The 23,071-nt window shown below is 42.1% G+C and carries 18 protein-coding genes; all 18 read left to right on the top strand.

Annotated elements, in window-relative coordinates:
* Positions 1-5 precede the first annotated feature (5 nt).
* The 18 genes from GPA07_RS11595 (at position 6) to GPA07_RS11510 (ending at position 23,055) form a co-directional block, all read left to right on the top strand.
* Positions 6-2,033 (top strand): chemotaxis protein CheA, encoded by a 2,028-nt coding sequence (locus GPA07_RS11595; RefSeq protein WP_008354472.1) that lies wholly within the window; start codon positions 6-8, stop codon positions 2,031-2,033.
* A 24-nt stretch (positions 2,034-2,057) separates the two neighbouring features.
* Positions 2,058-2,519, top strand: coding sequence for a chemotaxis protein CheW (locus tag GPA07_RS11590; RefSeq protein WP_008354471.1), 462 nt, complete (start codon positions 2,058-2,060; stop codon positions 2,517-2,519).
* Positions 2,520-2,531: 12 nt separating this feature from the next.
* Entirely contained in the window at positions 2,532-3,158 is a 627-nt protein-coding gene (locus GPA07_RS11585; RefSeq protein ID WP_008354470.1) for a chemotaxis protein CheC, read from the top strand.
* Positions 3,158-3,658, top strand: coding sequence for a chemotaxis protein CheD (locus GPA07_RS11580; RefSeq protein ID WP_008354469.1), 501 nt, complete (start codon positions 3,158-3,160; stop codon positions 3,656-3,658). Before GPA07_RS11585 ends, GPA07_RS11580 begins: the two co-directional genes overlap by 1 nt.
* Positions 3,659-3,682: 24 nt before the next feature.
* Positions 3,683-4,450: a FliA/WhiG family RNA polymerase sigma factor gene (locus GPA07_RS11575; RefSeq protein ID WP_157292559.1), complete on the top strand. Its 768-nt coding sequence runs from the start codon at positions 3,683-3,685 to the stop codon at positions 4,448-4,450.
* Positions 4,451-4,471: 21 nt separating this feature from the next.
* Complete coding sequence (locus GPA07_RS11570) at positions 4,472-5,011, top strand: hypothetical protein (protein ID WP_008354467.1); 540 nt, start codon at positions 4,472-4,474, stop codon at positions 5,009-5,011.
* 155 nt (positions 5,012-5,166) lie between these two features.
* Positions 5,167-5,901, top strand: a complete 735-nt coding sequence (gene rpsB / locus GPA07_RS11565) for a 30S ribosomal protein S2 (protein ID WP_008354466.1) — start codon at positions 5,167-5,169, stop codon at positions 5,899-5,901.
* 91 nt (positions 5,902-5,992) lie between these two features.
* Complete coding sequence (tsf, locus tag GPA07_RS11560) at positions 5,993-6,874, top strand: translation elongation factor Ts (RefSeq protein WP_008354465.1); 882 nt, start codon at positions 5,993-5,995, stop codon at positions 6,872-6,874.
* A gap of 134 nt (positions 6,875-7,008) precedes the next feature.
* Positions 7,009-7,731 (top strand): UMP kinase, encoded by a 723-nt coding sequence (gene pyrH, locus GPA07_RS11555; RefSeq protein WP_008354464.1) that lies wholly within the window; start codon positions 7,009-7,011, stop codon positions 7,729-7,731.
* Between the two features lies 1 nt (position 7,732).
* Positions 7,733-8,290, top strand: coding sequence for a ribosome recycling factor (gene frr / locus GPA07_RS11550; protein WP_008354463.1), 558 nt, complete (start codon positions 7,733-7,735; stop codon positions 8,288-8,290).
* Positions 8,291-8,419: 129 nt separating this feature from the next.
* Positions 8,420-9,202, top strand: coding sequence for an undecaprenyl pyrophosphate synthase (locus GPA07_RS11545; RefSeq protein WP_008354462.1), 783 nt, complete (start codon positions 8,420-8,422; stop codon positions 9,200-9,202).
* A 12-nt stretch (positions 9,203-9,214) separates the two neighbouring features.
* The gene (locus tag GPA07_RS11540; protein ID WP_008354461.1) at positions 9,215-10,009 is read left to right on the top strand and encodes a phosphatidate cytidylyltransferase; all 795 of its coding nucleotides are present in this window, start codon (positions 9,215-9,217) and stop codon (positions 10,007-10,009) included.
* Between the two features lie 39 nt (positions 10,010-10,048).
* Positions 10,049-11,200 carry a 1-deoxy-D-xylulose-5-phosphate reductoisomerase gene (gene dxr, locus GPA07_RS11535; protein WP_071167613.1) on the top strand — a complete coding sequence of 384 codons (1,152 nt, stop codon included), beginning with the start codon at positions 10,049-10,051 and terminating at the stop codon, positions 11,198-11,200.
* Positions 11,201-11,206: 6 nt separating this feature from the next.
* Positions 11,207-12,472 carry an RIP metalloprotease RseP gene (rseP, locus tag GPA07_RS11530; RefSeq protein ID WP_145939381.1) on the top strand — a complete coding sequence of 422 codons (1,266 nt, stop codon included), beginning with the start codon at positions 11,207-11,209 and terminating at the stop codon, positions 12,470-12,472.
* Positions 12,473-12,552: 80 nt separating this feature from the next.
* Positions 12,553-14,250: a proline--tRNA ligase gene (locus GPA07_RS11525; RefSeq protein ID WP_008354458.1), complete on the top strand. Its 1,698-nt coding sequence runs from the start codon at positions 12,553-12,555 to the stop codon at positions 14,248-14,250.
* Positions 14,251-14,384: 134 nt separating this feature from the next.
* A complete protein-coding gene (locus tag GPA07_RS11520; RefSeq protein ID WP_232532161.1) occupies positions 14,385-18,638 on the top strand; it encodes a PolC-type DNA polymerase III in 4,254 nt (1,417 codons plus the stop codon).
* 425 nt (positions 18,639-19,063) lie between these two features.
* Positions 19,064-20,914 (top strand): glycoside hydrolase family 9 protein, encoded by a 1,851-nt coding sequence (locus tag GPA07_RS11515; protein ID WP_157292558.1) that lies wholly within the window; start codon positions 19,064-19,066, stop codon positions 20,912-20,914.
* Between the two features lie 35 nt (positions 20,915-20,949).
* Positions 20,950-23,055 (top strand): glycoside hydrolase family 48 protein, encoded by a 2,106-nt coding sequence (locus GPA07_RS11510; protein ID WP_008354455.1) that lies wholly within the window; start codon positions 20,950-20,952, stop codon positions 23,053-23,055.
* Positions 23,056-23,071: the final 16 nt, after the last annotated feature.

Below are 23,071 nucleotides of genomic sequence, written 5' to 3'. Positions count from 1 at the left end.
ACACGTTGGATGTAAACCAATACTTAGATATCTTTTTAGATGAAAGCAGAGAACACTTACAAACTTGTAATGAAAAACTTCTTGAACTAGAAAAGAACCCAACTGACTTGCAGCTAGTGAATGATATATTCAGAGCCGCTCATACACTGAAAGGCATGAGTGCAACGATGGGCTTTGATGATATGGCTCAATTAACGCATCACTTAGAAAACATGTTTGATGCCATCAGAAATGAACAAATGATTGTCACACCTGAATCAATGGATACCATGTTTGAAGCACTCGATCACCTTGAAGCCATGGTTCAATCGATTGCAGAAGGCGGGGATGGAAAACGTGATGTCACAGAGATTAGTAAAAAACTAGATGTGACAGGAAGCCATGCCGAGGCTGCATCTGCCGTTGAGACAGCTGATGAACCAGCTGCTGCTAAAGATTTAGACTATAACGAATTTGAACGAACAGTTCTTGATGAAGCGAGAGAACAAGGCTTTAAATGCTATGAGCTAACCGTGACATTAAGCGACGCATGCTTATTAAAAGCAGTTCGTGTCTATATGATTTTTGAAAGATTAAACGAAGTAGGCGAAGTCGTCAAAACGATTCCGAATGCAGAACTTTTAGAATCAGAAGATTTTGAATCTGAATTCAGCATATCTTACCTATCTAAACAGCCGATGGACGAAGTGAAAAAAATCGTGACATCGATTTCAGAGGTTGAACATGTTGATATCTCTGAAGTCTCCGCATTTGAAGAAACGGCCCCGGCTGAAAAACAGGAAGCAAAACCTGAGCAGAAGAAAGAAAAAGCATCCGTTCCTGCCCCTAAAGCGCCAGCAAACGATGCGCCAAAAGCAAATGGCAATAACGGTGCAGCAGCCGGCGGGACGAAAACCATTCGTGTGAACATCGACCGTCTAGATTCTCTCATGAACTTATTTGAAGAACTTGTCATTGATAGAGGGCGTTTAGAACAGATTGCCAAAGAGCTTGAAAACAACGAACTGACCGATACAGTCGAAAGAATGACACGTATTTCCGGAGATCTTCAGTCGATCATTTTGAACATGAGAATGGTACCTGTAGAAACTGTGTTTAACAGGTTCCCTCGAATGATTCGTCAATTGACGAAAGAGCTCAATAAGAAAATTGAACTCATCATTGAAGGCGCTGAGACGGAGCTTGATCGAACAGTGATCGACGAGATTGGAGATCCACTCTTGCACTTACTCAGAAACAGTCTCGATCACGGGATTGAATCACCAGAAGAACGTGTGAAAAAAGGCAAGCCAGAAAAAGGAACCGTCCTATTAAAAGCCTACCATAGCGGAAACCACGTCTTCATTGAAGTAGAAGATGATGGAGGCGGGATTAACCGTAAAAAGGTGCTTGAAAAAGCATTAGAGCGCGGGGTGATTACAGAAAGGGAAGCGGAAACACTTGAAGATCACCAAATTGATTCACTGATCTTTGCAGCAGGGTTCTCTACAGCTGATACGATTTCTGACATCTCAGGACGTGGTGTAGGTCTTGACGTCGTGAAAAACAAGCTGGAATCATTAGGCGGTTCTGTGAGTATCAACTCAACAGAAGGACAAGGCTCACTGTTCTCAATTCAGCTTCCACTCACATTATCAATTATTTCCGTCCTTCTTGTGAAGCTGGAAGAGGAAACCTTTGCGATTCCGATTTCTTCTATTATTGAAACGGCTGTGATTAAGAAAAGTGATATCCTTCAAACGCATGATCGTGAAGTGATTGATTTCCGCGGATTTATCGTACCGGTTGTGTACCTAAAGAAACAGTTCAACGTACCAAATGCGAATGAATTAGAGGAAGAACTGCATATCATCGTTGTCCGTAAAGGAGACAAGCTGACAGCATTTGTGGTCGATTCGTTTATTGGTCAGCAAGAGGTTGTGCTGAAATCACTAGGAGATTATTTACCAAATGTATTTGCGATATCAGGCGCAACAATCTTAGGTGACGGTCAGGTTGCACTCATCGTTGACTGTAATGCACTGATCAAGTAAAAAACAATAGAGGAGCGGTCTGAAATGAGTACAGATATCAAAACTGGCGAAAAGATGATTGTGTTTATCGTAAACAAAAAAGAATACGCCATTTCAGTATCAGAAGTAAAGTCCATTGAAAAATGGCAGCAGCCGACGAGAGTTCCTGGCGTTGCCCCTTATATATGCGGTGTCATTAATCTTCGCGGTGTCGTGACACCTGTGATTGACCTTAGAGTGAGGCTTGGATCAACTGACAACGCCATCACAGATGAAACAAGAATGATTATCGTACAAGTTGGTGACATTGAAGTCGGCTGGATTGTTGATGAAGCAAATGATGTCATTACTGTCCATCAGGATGATGTAGAAACTTCTCCTGATTCAGCTGAAAAAGAAGGATTGTCATGGGTGACAGGTATTATTAAGCATGATCAGCGTCTATTTAATATCATTCATGCTGGTGCTGTCCTCGACAAGAGCGTGCAAGATGCACCTGTTCATTAAGGGGGATGTGAAATGAGCATTTTCAGTGAAATTCAAGATGAACAGCTAGATATATTAAGAGAGGTTGGGAATATTGGAGCAGGCCATGCCGCGTCTGCTCTTGCCAACCTATTAAATCGCAAAATCGATATGGCTGTTCCTTTTGTCAAAGTTCTCTCGTTTGAAGATTTAATGGATTTCTTTGGTGGTGCAGACCTTCCAGTTGCCAGCATCTTTCTGAGAATGGAAGGTGATTTATCCGGCTCGATCTTTTTCATTATGCCGTTTGAGCAAGCAGAGCAATTTGTCAGAGAGCTTGTTCAGGACCCGTCATTTGATATTGATACGATCCATGAACACGTGCTAGGGACGTCAGCGCTTCATGAGCTGGGGAATATTTTAGCAGGCTCTTATTTATCAGCTCTTGCAGATTTAACCAAATTGCAGCTTTACCCAAGTGTTCCGGATGTCACCCTCGATATGTTCGGGGCTGTCATAAGTGAAGGGTTAATGCAGTTTAGTCCTCTCGGCGATCAGGCGATTGTGATTGATACATCTATTTTCGATGATCAAAATAAGCAAGAGCTGAAAGGAAATATGTTTCTACTGCCAGACTTTGAATCGTTTGAAAAACTCTTCAAAGCATTAGGTAACCTATAATGAACGTGCAGACTCCGGCAGTTGTAAAAGTTGGTATTGCAGATGTTCAGCTTGTGAAATCACCGGACCGTATCCGGACATCCGGTCTTGGTTCTTGTGTAGGACTTGTCCTCTTTGATCAAGAGAAAAAATTGGCAGGTCTTGTCCATGTCATGCTTCCAGACTCATCCCTTGCAAAAGGGGCTGTAGAGAACTTGGCTAAATATGCAGATACAGGTGTCAAGCATACAATTGATCTGCTCTTAAAAGAAGGAGCGCGCAAACATGCGCTAAAGGCGAAGCTTGCTGGCGGCGCAGAAATGTTTAAGTTTAAGTCAACCAATGATCTCATGAGAATTGGACCTAGAAACGTATCAGCTGTTAAAGAACATCTGTCTCTTCATCATATCCCGATCATTAGTGAGGACACAGGCGGCAGTAATGGACGTACGATTGAATTCGATCCGCTGACGACAGAGCTTGAGATCCGCACTGTGAAGCAAGGCATTATGAAGATATAACTAAGGAAGTATAGGGGGAGAAAGATGCAATCCTTAAATTACGAAGATCAGGCGCTATGGGCTAGATGGAAAGAGTGGAAGGACCCAGCTGCTGGAGATGATCTTATGCGCCGCTATATGCCGCTCGTCACATATCATGTTGGAAGAATTTCCATCGGTCTCCCGAAGTCAGTGCATAAAGAAGACTTGATCAGTCTAGGGATGCTCGGTTTATATGATGCCCTTGAAAAATTTGACCCAGGAAGAGATCTGAAGTTTGATACTTATGCATCCTTCAGAATCCGCGGGGCCATCATTGACGGTCTTCGTAAAGAGGACTGGCTGCCTCGTACATCAAGAGAAAAAACAAAAAAAGTAGAAGCGGCTATTGAAAAGCTTGAACAGCGTTATTTGCGAAATGTGACGCCAACAGAAGTTGCTGAGGAGCTCGGCATGAGTGAACAAGATGTTGTCACAACGATGAATGAAGGGTTCTTTGCGAATTTGCTCTCAATTGACGAGAAGCTACATGATCAAGAAGACGGAGAAAACGTCCAAGTCATGATTCGCGACGAAAAGTCAGTGACACCTGAAGAGAAAATGCTGAAAGATGAATTAATTGAACAGCTTGCTGAAAAAATGACAGAGCTTTCGGAAAAAGAAAAGCTTGTGATTAGTCTTTTCTATAAAGAGGAATTGACGTTAACGGAAATCGGTCAAGTGCTCAACTTATCTACCTCCCGCATTTCGCAAATCCATTCAAAGGCATTGTTCAAGCTTAAGTACCTGCTTGATAAAGCCATTCAATCTTAAAGAGTTAGTGAGTGAAAAAATATGCTATGGCTGATTAGCTTTATGCTACATGCTGCACTTATTTATTTTGTGATCATTTTATACACGAGAATGAATTCGCTGAAGGCAACAGAACAAAAACAGCGAGAGCTTTTAGAAGAAACGGAAAATACCCTGGCTGCATTTTTGATGGAAGTTAAAGAAGAGAATGAAAAACTATCAAAAGCGGCAGCCACTTCCCCTGATTTTTCTGCTGAAGAGCTGAAATCGGATCTTCAGACACCAAAGCAGCCACAACCACCAATTGAATCCCAGCAATCGGTAGAAAGTGAAGATCCAGTACCAGCGCACCTGTCAGCTCTCCTAAGCGAAGTTGAGGTGCAGGAAGAAAAGGTAAACGAGCCCGTTCCGCCTCTTGAAACAGAAGCTTCTGCGCCTTCTGAAAGTAAAATAGAAGAAACCTTCGGGGATCAAGTAAAGACCTTATATGATCAAGGGCTATCATTAGAAGAAATAGCGAAAAAATTGAAAACTGGCAAGACAGAAATCGAGCTTTTATTAAAATTTAGCGGAAAGCTGTAAAGGTTTCTTGATTGTCAGTCCATCATGTGTTATATTATTTCTTGGTGTTAAATACACACGCTTAATGATTCATATGAAGGTGCTGCCGTGGCGCAGTTTTATGTGAACATGACTTAAGCGGAGGAAAAAAAACCATTATATTAGGAGGCAACAACATGTCAGTTATTTCTATGAAACAATTGCTAGAAGCTGGTGTTCACTTCGGCCACCAAACACGCCGTTGGAACCCAAAAATGAAACGTTACATCTTTACAGAGCGTAACGGTATCTACATCATCGATCTTCAAAAAACGGTGAAAAAAGTAGAGGAAGCTTACAACTTCACGAAAAACCTTGCTGCTGACGGAGGAAAAATCCTTTTCGTTGGTACGAAAAAACAAGCACAAGATTCAGTGAAAGAAGAAGCAATCCGTTCTGGTATGTACTATGTAAACCAACGCTGGCTTGGTGGAACATTAACAAACTTTGAAACAATCCAAAAACGCATCAAGCGTTTGAAAGATATTGAAAAAATGCAAGAAAACGGTACATTCGAAGTTCTTCCTAAGAAAGAAGTCGTTCAACTGAAAAAAGAACTAGAGCGTCTTGAGAAATTCTTAGGCGGAATCAAAGACATGAAGACTCTTCCAGATGCACTTTTCATTATCGACCCTCGTAAAGAGCGTATTGCAGTTGCAGAAGCTCGTAAACTAAATATCCCAATCATCGGTATCGTTGACACTAACTGTGATCCAGACGAAATTGATGTTGTGATCCCTGCAAACGATGATGCAATCCGTGCTGTAAAACTTCTAACTGCTAAAATGGCAGATGCGATTCTTGAGTCTAAACAAGGCGAAGAAGAAGCTGTTGTAGAAGAAACGACAGAAACTGAAACAACAACTGCGTAACCTATTCAAAAGGTGATAAGAGGGAAATGCCTTTTATCACCTTTTTTTCACCTAGTAATCCGTGTTTTAACATAGAAGGAGGAAATGTAAAATGGCAATTACTGCTCAATTAGTAAAAGAACTGCGTCAAAAAACTGGTGCAGGTATGATGGATTGTAAAAAAGCGTTAACAGAAACTGATGGTGACATCGACAAAGCAATCGATCTTCTAAGAGAAAAAGGGATCGCAAAAGCTGCGAAAAAAGCAGACCGTATTGCGGCAGAAGGATTAACTCTTATTAAAACTGACGGCAACACAGGCGTGATCCTAGAAGTGAACTCTGAAACTGATTTCGTTGCGAAAAACGAAGGATTCCAAACACTTCTAAACGAGCTTGCTGATCATTTACTTGCTGCTAAACCTGCAACAATTGAAGAAGCTCATGCGTCTAAAATGGAAAACGGTTCAACAGTTGAAGAGCATATCACATCTGCTATTGCGAAAATCGGTGAGAAAATCACTCTACGCCGTTTCTCAGTGATCACAAAAGAAGATAACGCTGCATTCGGTTCTTACTTGCACATGGGCGGACGCATCGGTGTATTAGCAGTTCTTAACGGAACAACTGACGAAGAGCTTGCTAGAGACATTGCAATGCACGTTGCTGCTGTAAACCCTAAATACATTTCTCGTGACCAAGTGTCTGAAGAAGAAGCAAACCGTGAGCGTGAAGTATTAACACAGCAAGCGCTTCAAGAAGGTAAGCCTGAAAATATCGTTGCTAAAATGGTAGAAGGCCGTCTAAACAAATTCTTCGAAGAAATTTGCTTACTTGACCAAGCATTCGTTAAAAACCCAGATGAAAAAGTGAAACAAGTTGTCGGTGCGAAAAACGCAACTGTTCAAACTTATGTTCGCTATGAAGTGGGCGAAGGGATCGAAAAGCGTCAAGACAACTTTGCTGAAGAAGTAATGAGCCAAGTGAAAAAATAATGTTTGAAAAGCTCTCTGGGGCTTTTTTAGGGAGCACAAGCACTGTGTTCCCTATTTTTTAGAGGATATTGATTTACAAAAGGCGGTTTCTTACGCATAATAAGAGACGGTATAGTTTACACTTGGAGGTTATCATGAGCAAACCGAAATATAATCGCATTGTACTGAAGCTAAGTGGTGAAGCACTTGCAGGTGATGCTGGTAATGGAATTAACCCAACTGTCATTCAATCAATCGCAAAGCAAGTAAAAGAAATTGCAGAACTTGATGTTGAAGTTGCAGTCGTTGTAGGCGGTGGAAACCTTTGGCGCGGTAAGACAGGCAGTGACTTAGGAATGGACCGTGCAACAGCAGACTATATGGGCATGCTTGCAACAGTGATGAATTCGCTGGCATTACAGGACAGCCTAGAGACGCTTGGCATTCAGTCTAGAGTACAAACCTCTATCGAAATGAGACAGGTTGCAGAGCCATACATAAGAAGAAAAGCGATCCGTCACCTTGAGAAGAAACGTGTCGTCATTTTTGCTGCAGGTACTGGTAACCCTTATTTCTCTACAGATACAACAGCAGCACTTCGTGCAGCTGAAATTGAAGCAGATGTCATTTTAATGGCGAAAAATAATGTAGACGGTGTCTACAGTGCTGATCCTCGTACAGATGCGGATGCAGTAAAATATGATAAGCTTTCATATCTTGATGTTCTAAAAGAAGGGCTTGCTGTAATGGATTCTACTGCGTCCTCATTATGTATGGACAATGACATTCCATTAATCGTCTTCTCCATTATGGAAGAAGGAAATATTAAACGTGCCGTAAGCGGCGAATCAATTGGAACGATCGTGAGGGGGAAATAACGTGTCAAAAGAAGTGTTGAACCAAACAAAAGAAAAAATGGAAAAAGCCGTTCAAGCATACGGACGCGAACTAGCAACGGTTCGTGCTGGTAGAGCCAATGCTTCATTGCTAGATAAAGTGACAGTGGATTATTATGGTGCACAAACACCGTTAAACCAAATTGCGTCAATCACAGTGCCAGAAGCACGTATGCTGATTATCACACCTTACGATAAAACAGCAATCGGTGATATCGAAAAAGCGATTCAAAAATCTGACCTTGGTATCACACCAACAAGTGACGGAAACGTGATCCGTATTGCGATCCCAGCACTCACAGAAGAAAGACGTAAAGAGCTTGTAAAAGTTGTGAGAAAATACTCAGAAGAAGCAAAAGTAGCTGTTCGTAATGTTCGTCGTGATGCAAACGATGATTTGAAAAAGCTTGAGAAAAATGGGGAGATCACTGAAGATGAATTAAGATCATCTACAGAGGATGTCCAAAAATTGACAGATGAATATGTCGCTAAAATTGATGAAGTGACAAAAGATAAAGAAAAAGAAATCATGGAAGTTTAAGAAAAAACTATGTACAATAGATAATAGTGAAAAGACCCTCTTCATGTTTACAGGGGGTTTTTTTGTTAATACTGTTGATGACTATATTATTAGCGGGAACGCAACCTTTTTGGGTGATGGAGGAATCTCATGCTCAATATACTCAAAAATTGGAAGAATCAGCAAACAGCAGCTTCCAACTTAGAAAGCTTGACAAAAGAAGACATATTAAATGGAGAAATTCCTGAACATATCGCCATTATCATGGATGGGAACGGAAGATGGGCGAAAAAACGTGCTCTTCCACGGGTAGCCGGACATCATGAAGGAATGAAAGTCGTCAAGCGCATGACGAAGCTTGCAAATGAGCTGAATGTCAAAGTGCTGACTTTGTATGCTTTTTCTACAGAAAATTGGAAACGTCCAAAACTAGAAGTAGACTTTTTAATGAAGCTTCCTGAAGAATTTTTGAACATCTACCTGCCTGAACTCATTGAAGAAAATGTCCGTGTGCGCTTAACAGGTGATCCAGACGGCCTCCCGCCGCATACAAAAAAAGCGGTAGAGAACGCAGAAAAGAGTACGGCCAATAACGACGGACTCATTTTAAATTTTGCGCTCAACTATGGAGGGCGTACAGAAATTGTCTCCGCTTGCAGACAAATTTCTGAAAAAGTCAAAGAAGGTAAGCTTAGAGCAGAAGACATCACAGAAGAGATGTTTTCAGCTTATTTAATGACAGAATCTCTTCAAGATCCAGATTTGCTTATTCGCACGAGTGGAGAAATTAGATTAAGCAACTTTATGCTTTGGCAAATTGCGTACAGCGAGTTTGTCTTTACGGATGTGCTTTGGCCTGACTTTTCTGATAAGCATCTCATAGGCGCTATCGGAGAGTACCAGCGCCGCGGCCGGAGGTTCGGTGGAATTTAGAGGGTGGTGCAGATGAAACAAAGAATTTTGACGGGTGTTTTGGCAGCTGCAGTGTTTTTGCTTGCAGTCATTTATGGACAAATGCCATTTACCTTGCTGATTTATTTAATGGGAAGTGTTGCTCTTTTTGAGCTTCTTAGAATGAAAAAGATCTCGATTTTCAGCATTCCTGGAATTGTCAGCTTAATATTGCTTTGGCTTTTAATGGGAGGAGAAAACAGCTTCTTTCCGAACGTAGACGCATCCAAAATGCAGATTGCTTTATTTGCAGTCTTAATCCTTTTAACCTATACAGTTTTGAGCAAAAACTCTTTCACATTCGATGAGGTTGCTTTTGTTATATTAGCCACATTATATATTGGCGTGAGTTTCTATTATTTTATCCAAATTAGAGGCTTATATGGCATGAGTGCGATCTTCTTCGCAGCGGTGATTATTTGGTCCACTGACTCAGGTGCCTATTTTATAGGGAAGTCTATGGGGAAACGAAAGCTTTGGCCAGAAATCAGCCCAAACAAAACAGTAGAAGGATTTATCGGTGGAATCGTCACAGCGGTCGTGCTGTCACTTGTGTTTCAGGCGGTTACAGGATTTTTGCCATCATACCTGCTCGTTATGTTTATTACCCTTTTGCTAAGTATTTTTGGACAGCTTGGTGACCTTGTGGAATCTGCTTTAAAGCGTCATTATCATGTGAAGGATTCGGGGACAATACTTCCTGGTCATGGCGGGATTTTGGACAGGTTTGACAGCTTTTTATTCGTTCTGCCGTTTTTATATTTACTGCTGGCCACGTTTGCCGGCTAACCTCATAGAAACTAATTGAACGAGAGAAGGAGTGGCAATTTGAAACATATTTCGCTATTAGGCGCAACAGGATCAATTGGAGAGCAAACATTAGATGTGATCAGGCAGCACCCAGACAAATTCAAGCTGAAAGCGATGACGTTTGGCCGAAATGTAGATAAGGCTATTCCCATTATTGAACAATTTCAGCCTGAATTCGTTGGGTGTATAAACGAAGAGACTTATCGCATCTTAAAAGGTCATTCTTTTGAATACGATGTCAAGATGGCTGCCGGTGATGAAGCGAACATTGAGGCAGCGACCTATGATGCAGTGGACGTTGTGGTCAATGCACTTGTAGGAAGTGTTGGGCTTGTTCCAACATTAAAGGCTATTGAACAAAAAAAGACAATCGCACTTGCAAATAAGGAAACACTTGTGACAGCTGGTCATATAGTAAAAGAGTACGCCAAAAAATATGACGTGCCTTTACTTCCTGTCGATAGTGAACACTCCGCTATTTTTCAATCTTTGCAAGGTGAACAAGCTAAAAACATTGAACGATTAATTGTGACAGCTTCAGGTGGCAGCTTCCGAGATAAAAAACGAACGGAACTTGAAAGTGTAACTGTTGAAGAAGCACTAAATCATCCGAACTGGTCCATGGGAGCGAAAATCACCATTGATTCAGCGACTATGATGAATAAAGGGCTCGAGGTGATTGAGGCGCATTGGCTGTTTGATATCCCATATGATCAAATTGATGTGCTGTTACATAAAGAGAGCATCATCCATTCCATGGTCGAATTCCATGATAAAAGCGTCATGGCTCAGTTAGGTACACCTGACATGAGGGTTCCGATTCAATATGCGCTCACTTACCCTGACAGAGCGCCATTAAAAGAAGCGAAATCATTGAACCTTTGGGAGATTGGACAATTGAATTTCCAAAAAGCGGATTTTGACAGGTATCGCTGCTTACATTTTGCTTATGAATCAGGTAAAATAGGAGGGACAATGCCTACTGTACTTAATGCAGCAAATGAAATAGCCGTTGATGCATTTCTAAAAGGCAAAGTAACGTTCCTGCAAATTGAAGAATTGATTGAAAAGGCACTGATCAGACATCATGTGATTTCAAAGCCTAGTTTGCAAGATATCCATGAAGTGGACAAAGATACACGAGACTTTGTTCAATCAATCCTCGCATAAGGTGGTATGTTCGTGAATACAGTGATTGCGTTTATTATTATTTTTGGGACGCTCGTTTTTTTCCACGAGCTTGGCCATTTAATTATGGCGCAGCGCGCAGGCATTTTATGCCGCGAGTTCGCCATTGGTTTTGGGCCGAAGATTTTCTCCTTTAAACGAAAAGAAACCGTTTATACCATCAGACTTCTGCCAATCGGCGGATTTGTCAAAATGGCGGGAGAGGACCCTGAAGTCATTGAAATTAAACCAGGTCATACAGTAGGGCTCTTATTCAATGAGCAAAATGAAGTAGAAAAAATCATTTTAAATGATAAAGAGAAATACCCGGATGCACTTGTGATCGAAGTCGAACAGATTGATTTAGATCATTCGATGAGAATCTCAGGATATGAAGCTGGAAATGAAGATATCCTAACCGGTTACAATGTCAGTCAAACAAGCTTCTATATTGCAGATGGTGAAGAAATTCAAATTGCGCCATACAATCGTCAATTTGGTTCAAAAACGGTATGGCAGCGTATTAAAGCCATTGCAGCTGGACCGATTATGAACTTTATTTTGGCCTATGTGATTTTAGTGGCTTTAGGTTTTATTCAAGGTGTAACTGTGGATGATCCTGTACTCGGTAAGCTCACAAAGGATGGCCGAGCGGCGCAAGCTGGACTCATGCAGGGAGATCACATCATTTCAATTAACGGGGATAAAATGAATTCTTGGACAGACGTTGTCCAAACGGTTCAAAAAAACCCTGATAAAAAAATGAATGTCGTCATTGACCGAGACGGCAAAAAAAGCACAGTTCAAGTTGTACCAGAAGCTGTGAAGGCAGATGGAAAAACCATTGGCCGCTTCGGCTCTTATCCGCCAACGGAAAATGGATTTCTAAAAGTCATTTCATCTTCAGGAACGACTGTCATATCAACAGCAGGGCTGATTTTAACGAACTTGCAAAAGATTGTCACAGGACAATTTTCACTAGATATGCTGGCAGGTCCTGTCGGAATATATGACATGACAGGAGAAGTAGCAAAACAAGGTGTATTAACATTAATGCAGTTTGCTGCGTTCCTTAGTATCAACTTAGGAATCGTGAATTTGTTGCCGATTCCTGCATTAGATGGAGGACGTTTACTCTTCTTATTTGTCGAAGCCATTCGCGGCAAACCAATTAATCGAGAGAAAGAGGCACTTGTTGTCTTCATTGGTGTTGCGTTCCTCATGCTATTAATGCTAGTAGTTACGTGGAATGACATCCAGCGATTATTTTTATAAAAATCAATGTCTCTTGTTTCTCATCATGGGAAACAAGAGTTTTTGTGAGAAGATCTATTTCATAAATGAGGTGTAACGACATGAGACAATCCCTGACTTTCATTCCAACTCTTCGAGAGGTGCCAGCAGATGCAGAGGCAAAAAGTCATCAGCTATTAGTAAGAGCTGGATTCATTAGACAAAATACAAGCGGTATCTATCATTATCTGCCACTAGCTCATAAAGTCATCCAGCACATTCAATCCATTGTTCGCAAGGAAATGGAAAAGGCGGGAGCAGCTGAGCTGTTAATGCCAGTCATGCAGCAAGCAGAAATGTGGCAAGAGTCAGGAAGGTGGTATACATACGGTCCAGAACTCATGCGTATGAAAGATCGTCATGGCCGCGAGTTCGCACTTGGCCCAACACACGAAGAAGTGATTACATCACTCGTACGCAGTGAAGTGAAATCGTATAAAAAGCTTCCTTTGACACTTTATCAAATTCAATCAAAATTCCGCGATGAACAAAGACCACGCTTTGGGTTATTGCGCGGACGTGAATTTATTATGAAGGACGCTTATTCATTCCATTCTTCGCCAGAGAGCCTAGATGACACATACAACAAAATGTTTACGGCTTACTCCAATATATTCTCAAAAGTAGGTCTTAATTTTAGACCGGTTATTGCTGATTCTGGCGCAATGGGAGGAAAAGATACACATGAGTTTATGGCACTGTCAGAAGTAGGAGAAGATACAATCGCTTATTCTGATACGTCTTCTTATGCTGCTAACATTGAAATGGCTGAGGCTGTGTATCAAGGAGAAGAAGCAAACCCTGCGGACTTCAAAGAACTTGAAAAAGTGCACACGCCGCAAGTGAAAACGATACAAGATGTTGCTGCATTTTTAGAAGTAGCTCCTTCTGAATGTCTCAAATCTGTTTTGTTTAAAGCAGACGATGCATATGTTTTGATCCTTACAAGAGGCGATCATGAAGTAAATGATGTCAAAGTGAAGAACTTACTAGGAGCACAGCTTGTAGAGCTTGCTTCACGAGAAGAAGTACTTGAAATCATTGGAACAGAGCCTGGATTTGTTGGGCCTGTTAAGCTAGAAGCAGAAGTAGCTATTTATGCAGACCTCGCTGTAAAAGGAATGACAAACGCAGTTGCAGGTGCAAACGAATCCGATTATCACTATATCAATGTAAACCCTGCACGTGATGTGTCAGTGAAAGAATTTACAGACCTTCGCTTGATTCAAGAAGGGGATGTTTCTCCAGATGGAGAAGGCACGATCCAGTTTGCAAAAGGAATTGAAGTAGGACAAGTCTTTAAACTGGGAACGCGTTATTCAGAAGCAATGGATGCAACGTATCTTGATGAAAATGGGCGCGCACAGCCAATGATTATGGGCTGCTATGGCATCGGTATCTCTAGAACCCTTTCTGCGATTGTTGAACAGCATCATGATGATAAAGGGATTATCTGGCCAGAAACAGTGGCGCCATATGATCTTCATCTACTTGCCTTAAATATGAAAAATGATGCACAAAAGGAACTGGCTGAAACATTATACGAGCGTCTACAAAAAGAGGGCTATGATGTCCTTTTCGATGACCGCCAAGAGCGTGCAGGAGTGAAATTTGCAGACAGTGATTTAATTGGACTGCCAATTCGTATTAGCTGCGGGAAACGTTCAGAAGAGGGCATTGTCGAAGTGAAGTTTAGAAAATCAGGTGAATCACACGAAGTATCTGTAGATGAACTGGTTTCATTTATCAGACAAGCATAAAAACGAACAAAAAAATGAAGGTACCTCCTGCAGAAAAGAGGTACCTTTCTGATTTGCAAAAGGAGGGTCCTGTCTTGGATGAACAATTACCGATTACCCGGCGGCAATTTCATATATTACTCAATCAGATTCAAATGACAGATGATGACCTCAGTCGTTATTTTGAAGAAGGCGAGATCGTCAAACTGACGGTGCATAAGGCAGCAAAAACGTGGCATTTCCTTTTTAAATTTAAGGCGCTTCTGCCTTACAAGGTATATGCCATGTTTCTCAGCAGGCTGACAAGCGCATTTTCTCATATTGCACAAGTTACTTGTACGATTGAAGTCAATGATCCGCACATATCTGAAGAGCTCGTTCAATCGTATTGGTCACATTGTGTGGAAGAGCTTCAAGGAATTTCTCCCCCAATCATCAGCTTGCTTCAGCAGCAAAAACCGGCGCTGTCTGGGCATAAAATCATCATTAAAACAAAAAGCGAAACAGAAGCTTTAGCCATCAAGAAGAAGTACAGCCCAATGCTACAGGCTGCATTTAAACAAGTTGGTTTTCCAGAGCTGCAATTTGATACAGAGATATTTGTATCAGATCAAGAGATTCAGAAATTCAGAGAACAAAAGCTCGCTGAAGACCAGGAAAGAGCCTTGCAAGCCCTCACTGAGATGGAGAAGAAAGAAAGTGAGGAACAAGAGGAAGCTCCGTCTGGCCCACTGATGATTGGATATCAAATCAAAGACAATGAAGAAATTCGTACGCTTGACAGTATTATGGACGAGGAAAGACGAATCACCGTCCAAGGCTACGTGTTCGATGCAGAAACGCGCGAGCTGAAAAGCGGCAGAACCCTTTGTATCTTTAAAATCACGGATTATACAAATAGTATTTTGATCAAAATGTTTGCAAGAGAAAAAGAAGATGCCCAGCTCATGAAATCATTGAAAAAAGGCATGTGGGTCAAAGCTAGAGGAAGCATTCAAAACGATACGTTTGTGAGAGATCTTGTGATGATCGCAAATGACGTCAATGAAATGAAGCCGCAGCTGAAAGAAGACACAGCACCTGAGGGCGAAAAGCGAGTTGAACTGCATTTGCACTCTCCAATGAGTCAGATGGATGCTGTCACTGGCATCGGAAGACTTGTTGAACAAGCAAAAAAATGGGGGCATGAAGCCATTGCCCTGACAGATCATGCCGTTGTACAATCCTTTCCAGATGCGTATGCAGCAAGTAAAAAGCATGGCATCAAAATGATGTACGGTGTGGAAATCAATTTAGTCAACGATGGGGTACCGATTGCGTACAATCCAGAGCACCTTTTATTAGAGGATGCGACGTTTGTCGTGTTTGACGTAGAGACAACAGGACTTTCTGCTGTTTATGATACGATTATTGAGCTTGCAGCAGTGAAAATCAAAGGCGGGGAAATCATTGACCGATTCGAGGCGTTTGCAAACCCTCATCACCCGCTGTCAGCGACAACGATTGAGCTAACCGGTATTACCGATGATATGGTGAGAGATGCACCAGATGTCGTCGATGTCGTTCGAGATTTCAAAGAGTGGATTGGACAAGATATCCTTGTCGCACACAATGCGAGCTTTGATATGGGCTTTTTAAATGCAGCGTATAAACGACTGCTTAAAACAGATAAAGCATCAAATCCAGTCATTGATACGCTCGAACTCGGACGATTCCTTTACCCAGAATTTAAAAATCACCGGCTGAACACGCTGTGTAAAAAGTTTGATATTGAACTTACGCAGCATCACCGTGCGATTTATGATGCAGAAGCGACAGGGTACCTGATGCTGAAGATGCTAAAAGATGCGGCTGAAAGAGGCATTGTCTACCATGATCAATTGAATGAAAACATGGGTCAGTCCAATGCGTACCAGCGCTCGCGTCCTTATCATGCGACACTGATTGCTCAAAATGAGACTGGTCTAAAGAATTTATTCAAGCTTGTTTCACTTTCTCATATTGATTATTTCTACCGGGTACCGCGCATTCCGCGCTCACAGCTTGAGAAATATCGAGAAGGTTTAATAGTCGGGTCTGCTTGTGATAAGGGTGAGGTCTTTGAAGGAATGATGCAAAAGTCACCTGATGAGGTGGAAGACATTGCAGCATTTTATGATTATTTAGAGGTTCATCCGCCAGAAGTGTATCAGCATTTACTTCAGCTGGAGCTCATTCGAGATGAACGGGCATTGAAAGAAATCATCACAAACATTGTGAGGCTTGGTGAAAAGCTGAATAAACCAGTCGTGGCGACTGGAAATGTGCACTACCTGCATCCAGAAGATAAAATTTATCGTAAAATCTTAATTTCATCACAGGGTGGTGCGAATCCACTTAACCGTCATGAACTGCCAAAAGTTCATTTTAGAACAACTGATGAAATGCTAGAAGCATTCTCCTTCTTAGGAGCCGAAAAGGCGAAAGAGATCGTCGTGACGAATACGCAAAAAGTATCTGAGATGGTCGAAAGTATCAAACCAATCAAAGACGATCTTTACACACCAAAAATTGAAGGTGCAGATGAAGAAATACGGGAAATGAGCTATCAAATGGCTCGGAGCATCTACGGAGATGAATTACCGAAAATCGTAGAAGACCGTATTGAAAAAGAATTAAAAAGTATTATCGGTCATGGTTTCGCTGTTATTTATTTAATTTCTCATAAACTCGTAAAGAAATCACTTGATGATGGATACCTGGTTGGTTCAAGGGGATCAGTCGGTTCATCCCTCGTTGCGACTTTAACAGAGATTACGGAAGTGAACCCACTTGCGCCGCACTATGTATGTCCAAGCTGCAAGCACTCTGAATTCTTTAATGACGGATCGGTCGGTTCAGGATTTGACCTTCCTGATAAAAACTGTCCTGAATGCGGGACGCCGTATAAAAAAGACGGACACGACATTCCGTTTGAAACCTTCTTAGGTTTTAAAGGAGATAAAGTGCCTGATATCGACTTGAACTTCTCCGGTGAATATCAGCCGATTGCCCATAACTATACGAAAGAGCTGTTTGGTGAAGAGTATGTATACCGAGCAGGTACGATTGGTACTGTTGCAGAAAAAACAGCATATGGTTACGTGAAAGGCTACGCAGGAGACCATAACCTTCATATGAGAGGCGCAGAAATCGACCGGCTCGTACAAGGCTGTACAGGGGTCAAACGGACAACTGGTCAGCATCCAGGCGGTATTATCGTAGTGCCGGATTATATGGACATTTACGATTTTTCACCGATTCAATATCCAGCAGATGCGACAGGTTCTGATTGGAAAACGACGCATTTTGATTTCCATTCAATCCATGATAACTTGCTGAAACTAGATATTCTTGGGCACGATGATCCAACGGTCATTCGGATGCTTCAGGACTTAAGCGGAATCGATCCAAAAACAATTCCGACAGACGATCCTGAGGTCATGAAAATCTTCCAAGGGACGGAGCCTCTCGGCGTTACAGAAGAGCAAATCGGATGTAAGACGGGAACTCTCGGTATCCCTGAGTTTGGCACAAGATTTGTTCGGCAGATGCTTGAGGATACAAAACCGACCACCTTCTCAGAGCTCGTTCAGATCTCTGGTCTATCACACGGTACAGATGTATGGCTCGGAAACGCACAGGAGCTGATTCATAATAAAACGTGTGAATTAAGTGAAGTGATTGGCTGCCGTGACGATATTATGGTGTATCTGATCTATCAAGGATTAGAGCCGTCACTTGCCTTTAAAATCATGGAATCTGTTCGTAAAGGGAAGGGACTTCCTCCTGAATGGGAAGAAGAAATGAAGAAAAATAACGTTCCGAACTGGTACATTGATTCTTGTAAAAAGATCAAATACATGTTCCCTAAAGCCCACGCGGCTGCTTATGTATTAATGGCTGTTCGGATTGCTTATTTCAAGGTGCATCATGCACTTTTGTACTACGCGGCCTATTTTACCGTTCGTGCGGATGACTTTGATATCGAAACGATGACAAAAGGATCAAATGCGATTCGAGCGGTCATGGACGATATTAACTCAAAAGGTCTTGATGCATCACCGAAAGAGAAGAACCTATTAACCGTACTAGAGCTTGCACTTGAAATGTGCGAAAGAGGCTATCACTTTAAAAAAGTAGACCTATACCGCTCAAGTGCAACTGAGTTCATTATTGATGGAGACGGATTAATCCCGCCATTTAACTCCATCCCTGGGCTTGGAACAAACGTTGCGTTAAATATTGTGCGCGCACGTCAAGATGGTGAATTCCTCTCAAAAGAAGATTTGCAAAAACGAGGGAAAGTCTCTAAGACCATCCTTGAATATTTAGATCGTCAAGGCTGCTTAGAAGCACTTCCTGATCAAAACCAGCTTTCTTTATTCTAATGTGATCCAAAAAGAGCGCCCGCAAAAGGGCGTTCTTTTTTTATAAATAATAATTTTATTATGTTAACTAATAACATTTTAACTGGAATTTTTTTCTTGTTTAGTCATATATCTTGATGTACCGTCGTGTTTTTACGAGAAGAGGTTGTATGTCATTCTTTCTACCCAAATAGAGCAAAAAAGAGAATTTGGCCGTCTGAAATGTTCTCATGCGACATATGATCATTCTGGGTACAGTCACATGAAGAATCAAGAGAAAACCCCCGGTGAGCGTCTAGCTGATTGCTGTTCACTATGCGCATTTTTGAAACCTTGTTTGATTCTTTTCATAGCTGTACAAAACACAAACGAACTGAAAGAGAGGCGTTCTTCTATTGTTCAATGTTTCACGCTTTAGAAAAAAAGAAGGGGTGAGAAATAGGTAAATGGCATCTTACAACTATGTAGAGGTTCTTCAAAAATCAATTTTGTTTTACGAAGCCCAGCGTTCTGGAAAGCTCCCTGAAAGCAATCGTCTTAACTGGCGAGGGGATTCTGGATTAGAGGATGGGAAGGATGTTGGTCATGATTTAACAGGCGGGTGGTATGATGCTGGTGATCATGTGAAGTTTGGGCTGCCGATGGCTTACTCTGCGGCTGTGCTTGCATGGACAGTTTATGAGTACCGAGAAGCTTATGAAGAGGCGGAGCTGCTTGATGATATGTTAGATCAAATCAAGTGGGCAACCGATTACTTTTTGAAAGCCCATACAGGGCCGAACGAATTTTGGGCGCAAGTAGGTGATGGGCACGCTGATCATGCCTGGTGGGGTCCAGCAGAAGTGATGCCAATGAACCGGCCGGCATTTAAAATTGATGAACATTGTCCAGGAACAGAAGTAGCCGCACAAACTGCAGCTGCTTTAGCAGCAGGTTCTATTATTTTTAAAGAAACAGATGCGTCGTATGCAGCAAAGCTTCTCACACACGCCAAACAGCTTTATGCATTTGCTGATCAATATCGCGGCAAATATACAGATTGTGTAACAAATGCTCAGTCATTTTACAACTCATGGAGCGGTTATATTGACGAGCTCATTTGGGGAGGAATATGGCTCTACTTGGCGACAAATGAGCAGACCTATTTAAATCAAGCACTAAAAGCATTAGATGAATGGCCGAAGGAATGGGATTATACATTTACCATATCGTGGGACAATACGTTTTTTGCTTCTCAAATTTTACTCGCCAGAATCACAAAGGAGAAAAGATTTATAGAATCGGCAGAGCGTAATCTAGATTACTGGTCCACGGGTCTTGTTCAAAATGGGAAAGTAGAAAGAATCACATATACGCCTGGCGGTTTGGCGTGGTTAGATCAATGGGGGGCACTTCGCTATTCAGCAAATGCAGCATTTTTAGCCTTTGTATACGCTGATTGGGTCTCTGACCAAGAAAAAAAGAATCAATACCAAACGTTTGCGATCAAGCAAACACACTACATGCTAGGTGATAATCCGCAAAATAGAAGCTATGTTGTTGGGTTTGGCCAAAATCCGCCGATGCATCCACATCATCGAACTGCGCATGGCTCATGGTCTAATCAGCTGACAAATCCTCCTCACCATCGGCACACTCTTTATGGAGCGCTTGTTGGTGGGCCTAATGCACAGGATCAATATGTCGATGACATCTCTGACTATGTAACAAACGAGGTGGCGACAGACTATAATGCTGCCTTTACTGGAAATCTAGCCAAAATGGTGCAACTGTTTGGTCAGGGGCAGTCAAAGCTGCCGAATTTCCCCCCTAAAGAAAAGGTGGAGGATGAGTTTTTTGTAGAGGCAGCTGTGATGAGTAACGATACAACATCTACTCAGGTCAAAGCCATTCTATATAATCGATCAGGCTGGCCGGCAAGAAGCAGTCAAACACTTTCGTTTAGATATTACGTCAATCTTAGCGAGATATTTGCGCGTGGATTCACTGAAAAAGATATTCAAGTGACCGCAGCCTACAATGAAGGCGCCTCCTTATCCCCGTTAACGGTATATGACGCATCATCCCATGTCTATTTTACAGAAATCGATTTTACTGGTGTAGCTATTTTTCCTGGAGGCGAAGCTTTGCATAAAAAGGAAATACAGTTTCGATTATCTGCTCCAAATCGGTTGAATATATGGGATGCCTCAAATGATTATTCCTTTCAAGGGTTAACATCTAATATGCAAAAAACAGCGAGGATTCCTGTTTTTGACCAGGGTGCTTTAGTATTTGGCACACTTCCAGACAAATAAAAATCAATTCTAAATTCATTTAAAGGGTGAGGGACATGACAAACAAAGAACGGTTTTTAACGCTTTATCATCAAATTAAAAACGATGCACATGGATATTTTTCAAAAGAAGGCATTCCGTATCATTCAATTGAAACGCTTATTTGCGAGGCGCCGGATTATGGGCATATGACGACTTCAGAAGCTTATAGCTACTGGCTGTGGCTTGAAGTGTTGTATGGACATTATACAGGTGATTGGAGCAAGCTAGAAGCAGCTTGGGATAATATGGAGAAGTTTATCATTCCAGTAAATGAAGATGGACATGATGAGCAGCCGCATATGAATTCTTACAATCCATCTAGTCCAGCCACGTATGCTTCAGAAAAACCATACCCGGATCAATACCCTAGCCAGCTGACCGGAGCTTATCCTGCTGGTCAAGATCCGATTGATGCTGAACTGAAGTCAACCTATGGAACGAATGAAACGTATTTAATGCACTGGCTACTTGATGTAGACAATTGGTATGAATATGGGAATTTACTAAACCCATCACATACGGCAGCATATGTAAACACATTTCAGCGGGGGCCGCAAGAATCTGTATGGGAGGCCATCCCTCATCCATCACAAGATGATCAAACATTTGGGAAGCCCAATGAAGGTTTCATGAGCTTGTTCACAAAAGAAAATCAAGCGCCAGCCGCCCAGTGGCGCTATACCAATGCGACAGACGCTGATGCGCGTGCGATACAGGCAATGTATTGGGCAAAAGAGCTTGGCTATCAGCGATCAACCTACCTTGAGAAAGCGAAAAAAATGGGTGATTTCCTTCGCTACGGTATGTACGATAAATATTTTCAAACGATTGGAAGTGGAAAGCAGGGCCGTCCGTCTCCTGGGAATGGAAAGAGTGCGTGTCATCACTTAATGGCATGGTATACCTCTTGGGGCGGTGGACTTGGAGAGTATGCAAATTGGGCATGGCGTATCGGGGCAAGTCATTGTCACCAAGGGTATCAAAACCCTGTCGCTGCTTATGCTTTATCCTCAGATAAAGGGGGGTTAAAGCCATCGTCTGCTACTGGTGCAAGTGATTGGGAGAAAACGTTAAAGAGACAGCTTGAATTTTACGTATGGCTTCAATCAAAAGAAGGAGCGATTGCAGGAGGTGCAACCAATAGCTGGAATGGAGACTATCGTGCATATCCCGCCGGAAGAAGCACATTTTATGACATGGCATATGAAGATGCGCCTGTTTACCTTGACCCTCCTTCTAATAATTGGTTTGGGATGCAGGCATGGCCAATGGAGCGTGTAGCTGAGCTATACTACATTTTTGTAAAAGATGGAGACAAAACGTCTGAAAATGTCCAAATGACCAAATCTGTTATCACAAAATGGATCAACTACTCATTAGATTACATTTTTGTTGACACCCGTCCTGTGACGGATCAAGAGGGATACTTTTTAGATGGTCAGGGACAAAGAATTCTCGGAGGGACAAATGCTGCTGTTGCCACAACGAGTGCACCTGGCGAGTTTTGGATTCCTGGAAATATAGAATGGAGCGGCCAGCCTGACACTTGGAGCGGTTTCCAATCTGCAACAGGCAATCCCAATTTAACGGCTGTAACGAAAGATCCTTCTCAAGATACGGGCGTACTTGGCAGTCTGATCAAAGCCTTGACATTCTTTGCTGCTGCAACAAAGGAAGAGACAGGAAACTATACACCTCTTGGTATAAGAGCAAAAGAGACAGCCGCACAGCTCCTTGAGGTTGCGTGGAATTATAATGATGGTGTGGGGATTGTCACAGAGGAGGAAAGAGAAGACTACCACCGCTTCTTTAAAAAAGAAGTGTATTTCCCAAATGGCTGGAATGGAACATTTGGTCAAGGGAATCAGATCCCTGGTACCAGCACCATTCCTTCTGATCCGCAGCGCGGAGGTAACGGAGTTTATACGAGTTTTGCAGATCTTCGTCCGAAAATTAAGCAAGATCCAGCATGGTCAGCGCTTGAGAGTAAATATCAAGCATCATTTAATGAATCATCAGGTAAATGGGAGAGTGGTGCGCCAAGTTTCACTTATCATCGCTTCTGGTCACAAGTTGATATGGCCACAGCCTATGCGGAATATCATCGTCTCATCGACTAGCAGATTCACATCAAGC

Source organism: Bacillus sp. ms-22 (genome assembly GCF_009759805.1).
GTDB classification, from domain to species: Bacteria; Bacillota; Bacilli; order Bacillales; family Bacillaceae; genus Bacillus; species Bacillus xiamenensis.
This window is presented reverse-complemented; position numbering and strand designations above follow the sequence as displayed.

Coding starts and splice junctions, on each gene's coding strand:
- GPA07_RS11590 (WP_008354471.1), top strand. CDS start 2,058: ATGAGTACAGATATCAAAACTGGCGAAAAGATGATTGTGTTTATCGTA.
- GPA07_RS11585 (WP_008354470.1), top strand. CDS start 2,532: ATGAGCATTTTCAGTGAAATTCAAGATGAACAGCTAGATATATTAAGA.
- GPA07_RS11580 (WP_008354469.1), top strand. CDS start 3,158: ATGAACGTGCAGACTCCGGCAGTTGTAAAAGTTGGTATTGCAGATGTT.
- GPA07_RS11575 (WP_157292559.1), top strand. CDS start 3,683: ATGCAATCCTTAAATTACGAAGATCAGGCGCTATGGGCTAGATGGAAA.
- GPA07_RS11570 (WP_008354467.1), top strand. CDS start 4,472: ATGCTATGGCTGATTAGCTTTATGCTACATGCTGCACTTATTTATTTT.
- rpsB (WP_008354466.1), top strand. CDS start 5,167: ATGTCAGTTATTTCTATGAAACAATTGCTAGAAGCTGGTGTTCACTTC.
- tsf (WP_008354465.1), top strand. CDS start 5,993: ATGGCAATTACTGCTCAATTAGTAAAAGAACTGCGTCAAAAAACTGGT.
- pyrH (WP_008354464.1), top strand. CDS start 7,009: ATGAGCAAACCGAAATATAATCGCATTGTACTGAAGCTAAGTGGTGAA.
- GPA07_RS11545 (WP_008354462.1), top strand. CDS start 8,420: ATGCTCAATATACTCAAAAATTGGAAGAATCAGCAAACAGCAGCTTCC.
- GPA07_RS11540 (WP_008354461.1), top strand. CDS start 9,215: ATGAAACAAAGAATTTTGACGGGTGTTTTGGCAGCTGCAGTGTTTTTG.
- rseP (WP_145939381.1), top strand. CDS start 11,207: ATGTTCGTGAATACAGTGATTGCGTTTATTATTATTTTTGGGACGCTC.
- GPA07_RS11525 (WP_008354458.1), top strand. CDS start 12,553: ATGAGACAATCCCTGACTTTCATTCCAACTCTTCGAGAGGTGCCAGCA.
- GPA07_RS11520 (WP_232532161.1), top strand. CDS start 14,385: ATGACAGATGATGACCTCAGTCGTTATTTTGAAGAAGGCGAGATCGTC.
- GPA07_RS11515 (WP_157292558.1), top strand. CDS start 19,064: ATGGCATCTTACAACTATGTAGAGGTTCTTCAAAAATCAATTTTGTTT.
- GPA07_RS11510 (WP_008354455.1), top strand. CDS start 20,950: ATGACAAACAAAGAACGGTTTTTAACGCTTTATCATCAAATTAAAAAC.